The sequence below is a fragment of the Kytococcus schroeteri genome (assembly GCF_002847825.1).
GTDB lineage: Bacteria > Actinomycetota > Actinomycetes > Actinomycetales > Dermatophilaceae > Kytococcus > Kytococcus schroeteri.
Window position 1 is genome coordinate 59040 of sequence record NZ_PKIZ01000012.1, and the last position, 3723, is coordinate 62762.

A 3723-nucleotide genomic window follows, 5' to 3' on the forward strand; every position below is an offset into this window, starting at 1 on the left:
CCCCCGCCGATGAGCCAGGTGAGGGCCACGCCGGCGGCCAGCACCGGGATCCACCACCACAGCGACGGCCCGTCCAGCAGGCGGCCGACGATGCTGCCGCCCCGGAACGCGTCCACCACGGTCACCAGCCCCAGGGCCACGAGCACGAGGTTGCGCACCACCGTGGCCCGCGTGATGGTGCCCTGGCCGAGCTTGCCGAAGCACCCGCACGTGACGGGGACGTCGAAGCCCAGGGCCCGCACCACGAGCACCGTGTAGAGCAGCCCCAGCAGCAGCGTGGCCACGGCGGCCACCCCGTACCAGGGGGAGGGGAGGAGCAGCAGGGCCAGGGCCAGGACGACCTCCCCCGGCCCGAGCAGGCGGGGGCCTTGCATCCGCACCGTCCAGTGCGGCAGGCGCAGCTGGTGGAAGGCGCTCTCGGTGCTCTGGACGTCGCGGAGCTTGGTCAGGCCGCTGGTGCCGTAGACGGCGGCGAGCAGCAGGCCCGCCCCGGCGGCGGCATCGGGCAGGAGGGACGCGTCACTCATGGTGAAAGTATCCCCCGACCGGCTAAGGTTTCGGGACCGTGGCCCGCGAGGGGCGGGCCCCCGGGTGGGGAGGATCCCGCCATGACCCTGATGCGTCCGGCCACCGAGCGCCCGGGCACCGTCACCGCCTCCGTGCTCCTCATGGTCATGGGCCTGCTCTCCGCCGCCGTCTGGGGCCTCGGCGCCACCCAGGGGTGGTGGGTGTCCGATGCCGGGCTGGCGCAGGCCGCCGACCTCGAGGGCGACTTCGGGCGTGCCCTCGAGGCGTCCCGCGTGGACATGGACCGAGGCAGCATCGAGGACGCGCGGCGCGTGCTCAACGGCACCACGGTGATCCTGACCCTCGGCGCCGCCACGCTCTGGGCGGGGACCGCGGCGATGGTGTGGCGCGGCATCGGGCCGGCCCGCGACGTGGCCACCACCTCCTGCCTGGTGGGCGTGCTGTGCCTGCTCGGCTGGGCCATGGGTTCGGGCGTGGCCAACACCCTCGCCCTGCAGGTCCAGGCGGGGGTGATGCTGCTGCTCGGGCTGGCCGCGACCGCGCTGCTGTACGTGCCGGCGTCGAGCCGCTGGTTCGACTCGGCCAGCACCTACCGCTGGAGTTGAACCGCCGGGTCCGTCCTGCGGTGGACCGCACGCGTCGTCCCGACGGGGGACACTGCCGGGGTACAGAACGCACACGACCCCCACGCGACCCGCACCCGGAGGTGCCCGTGACCTACACCCAGCCCGGACCGAACCAGCCGGGCGGCTTCCAGGCCGCCCCCAGCCTGGACGACCACCGCGACCTGCGCCCCGTGGCCCGGCCGGCCGCCGTCGACAAGGCCGTGAAGCTCATGTACGCCGGGGCTGGCCTCTCCCTGCTGAGCCTGCTGGTGGGCCTGCTCATGCGGCCCAGCGTGGCGGAGATGAAGGACGCCATGGAGCAGGCGGGCCTCTCCCTCTCCGACGCCCAGATCGAGCAGAGCCTCCAGCAGAGCTTCCTCACCGGCATCATCGGTGGCCTCATCGGGGTGGGCCTGTGGCTCCTGCACGCCTGGGCCGTGGGCAAGGGCCACAACTGGGCCCGCATCACCGGCACCGTCCTGGGTGCGCTGAACATCCTGGGCCTGCTGTTCGGCCTCCTCGGCCTGGCCGTCACCCTGGCCACCACCAGCGGCATCATCGGCTTCGTGCTGCAGGTGGTCTCCGCCGCCCTGGCCGCGGCCATCATCTACTTCATGTGGCGCCCGGAGAACAAGCCCTTCTTCGGCCAGCACTGAGGCACGGCGCCTCGAGCGTGCGGCCCCACCCCGGTCCCTCGGGGTGGGGCCGCGTCGCGTTCTCCACCCGACGGGGGACGGTGTGCCGGGGCGCCGGCGGCACAGCATCGGGGTGAGAACTCGAGGAGGAGACCATGACCCAGCCGCACGACCCCTACGCCCCGCAGGGCCAGCCGTCCCCGGGCCCGCCGCACCAGGGCTGGTCCACGCACCCGTACGGGACGCCGCCGCACCCGTACGCGCAGCCCTCCTTCGGGCACCCTGGCGATGCCCCGCCCGGGTACGGGCACCCGCCCACCGGCCCGGCGCCGCGGCCGCGAGCGGTCGACCTCGCCGTGAAGCTCATGGGGGTCGCCGCTGGTCTGGCGCTCCTCTCGATCCCCCTCGCCTTCCTGCAGCGCGGGGCCATGACCGAGGAGTACCTCGAGCAGATGGAGGCCGCAGGGCAGCCGGGGTCCGCGGGCATGGCGCAGGCGATGATCGACATCGCGCTGGCCGTCACCGTGGTGGTCGCGCTCCTCTCGGCCGGTCTGTGGTTCCTGCATGCGCGGGCCACGGGGCGAGGGAGGAACTGGGCGCGCATCAGCGGGAGCGTCCTGGGCGGTCTCACCCTGCTCACCGCGCCCATCGCCTTCGTCTACGGCGTGGCGGCCGGCACCTCGGTGCCGTGGTACAGCCACCTGCTGAACGCCCTCAACCTCCTGCTCGTGGTGGCCGTCCTCGTGCTCATCTGGCAGCCCCGCAACCAGGCCTTCTTCGCCCAGCGCTGACCGGTCCACCCACCAAAGGTCCGCCTGTGGTCCAGAGGTACGTGCCGGGACGCGTACCTCTGGACCACAGGCGGACTTCTGCGATGGGGGCGCGCTCACGGTCGTGGAGCAGCGGCGCGCACTCGGGCGCACAGGCGCAGGGGCGCGTCCGGGCCGTGCAGGTCCGGCCAGGTCACCCGCACGATGCCCAGACCCATCTCCCGCAGGGCGTCCTCGCGGACCTTCTCCGCCACCAGCGCCTGGCGTCCTGAGGCGCCGTCGTACTTCACGGCCCCGTCGAACTCGAGCGCCACCCGCAGCTCCTCCACCAGCAGGTCGAGGCGGTACCGGCCGCGTGGGGTCTGCACCGTGACCTGGGACCGAGGCGTGAGGCCGCCCTGGACGAGGGCGAGGCGGGTCCGGGTCTCACCGGGCGACTCGCAGAGGGGGTCGGCCAGCTCCAGGGCACGACGCAGCACGGCCACGTTCCGCAGGCCGGGCCGGGCGACCGCCGCCACGTCCTCGAGGGTGGTGCGCCCCGCGTGGAGGGCTGCGTCCATGGGGACCAGGGCCCGCTCCACGCCCGTGCCCGGGTGCATCGCGTACTCGGCCAGTGCGCGGGCCAGGGGACTCACCGGCCACTCGTGGGTGCACCCGGGAGGGACCACGAGGACGGGCGCCGTGGGGTGGGGGTGCAGCTCGAGGCCACGGCGAGGGCGAGCCGTCCGATGGCGCGCGGAGCCGAGCTGGACCGTCCTCGACCGGCCCAGCAGCGGGAGGCCGAGGAGCTCCAGGGCCGAGGCCCTCGTCGCGCAGTGATCGGGGCGGGTGACGAGCTGGCCGAGGACGCGGAGGCGTGACTCGACGCGGTGGTCCTCGGGCGGGGCGCCCACGGCCAGGGCACCCGGCGCCGGTCGCCAGGCCGACCCCTCGGCGACCGCCCTGTGCACCGTGGCCGAGGACACGCCCGCGCGCCGCAGGAGCGCGAGACTCACCACGCCATCGCGGCAGGGGACGGCGGCCAGGGCGCCGGGGACGGGTGGTGGCTGGGGAGGTGGTCCGGTCAGGTGCATGTCCCGAGGGTCGCCCGAGGCAGGGGCACGCCGCTGGAGGTACCGCCAGCCCCGGGGGACCAGCCCTCACCGCGGTGGGCGCAGGACTCCCCGCTGTGGACAGGGCGTCGGG

Annotated in this window: 6 protein-coding genes; 4 read left to right on the forward strand and 2 right to left on the reverse strand. The window is 74.5% G+C overall.

Annotation, left to right across the window (positions count from 1 at the left end):
- On the reverse strand, positions 1-527 hold a 527-nt coding region (locus CYJ76_RS07345), incomplete at its 3' end, for a MauE/DoxX family redox-associated membrane protein (protein ID WP_331250399.1).
- Positions 528-608: 81 nt separating this feature from the next.
- On the opposite strand from CYJ76_RS07345, the gene CYJ76_RS07350 reads away from it, so the two are divergent.
- The 3 genes from CYJ76_RS07350 to CYJ76_RS07360 all read left to right on the forward strand — a co-directional run bounded on the left by CYJ76_RS07350 (position 609) and on the right by CYJ76_RS07360 (position 2559).
- Positions 609-1133 (forward strand): hypothetical protein, encoded by a 525-nt coding sequence (locus CYJ76_RS07350; RefSeq protein WP_101849691.1) that lies wholly within the window; start codon positions 609-611, stop codon positions 1131-1133.
- A gap of 107 nt (positions 1134-1240) precedes the next feature.
- Positions 1241-1789: a hypothetical protein gene (locus tag CYJ76_RS07355; protein WP_070703323.1), complete on the forward strand. Its 549-nt coding sequence runs from the start codon at positions 1241-1243 to the stop codon at positions 1787-1789.
- 134 nt (positions 1790-1923) lie between these two features.
- Positions 1924-2559, forward strand: a complete 636-nt coding sequence (locus CYJ76_RS07360; RefSeq protein ID WP_070703324.1) for a hypothetical protein — start codon at positions 1924-1926, stop codon at positions 2557-2559.
- A 95-nt stretch (positions 2560-2654) separates the two neighbouring features.
- Here the strand turns inward: CYJ76_RS07360 and CYJ76_RS07365 are convergent, their stop codons facing one another.
- Positions 2655-3173: a hypothetical protein gene (locus CYJ76_RS07365; protein ID WP_101849692.1), complete on the reverse strand. Its 519-nt coding sequence runs from the start codon at positions 3171-3173 to the stop codon at positions 2655-2657.
- Between the two features lie 93 nt (positions 3174-3266).
- Between CYJ76_RS07365 and CYJ76_RS13090 the strand changes: the two genes are divergently transcribed.
- Positions 3267-3398, forward strand: coding sequence for a hypothetical protein (locus CYJ76_RS13090; RefSeq protein WP_256374408.1), 132 nt, complete (start codon positions 3267-3269; stop codon positions 3396-3398).
- Positions 3399-3723: the final 325 nt, after the last annotated feature.

Coding starts and splice junctions, on each gene's coding strand:
- CYJ76_RS07350 (WP_101849691.1), top strand. CDS start 609: ATGACCCTGATGCGTCCGGCCACCGAGCGCCCGGGCACCGTCACCGCC.
- CYJ76_RS07360 (WP_070703324.1), top strand. CDS start 1,924: ATGACCCAGCCGCACGACCCCTACGCCCCGCAGGGCCAGCCGTCCCCG.
- CYJ76_RS13090 (WP_256374408.1), top strand. CDS start 3,267: ATGGCGCGCGGAGCCGAGCTGGACCGTCCTCGACCGGCCCAGCAGCGG.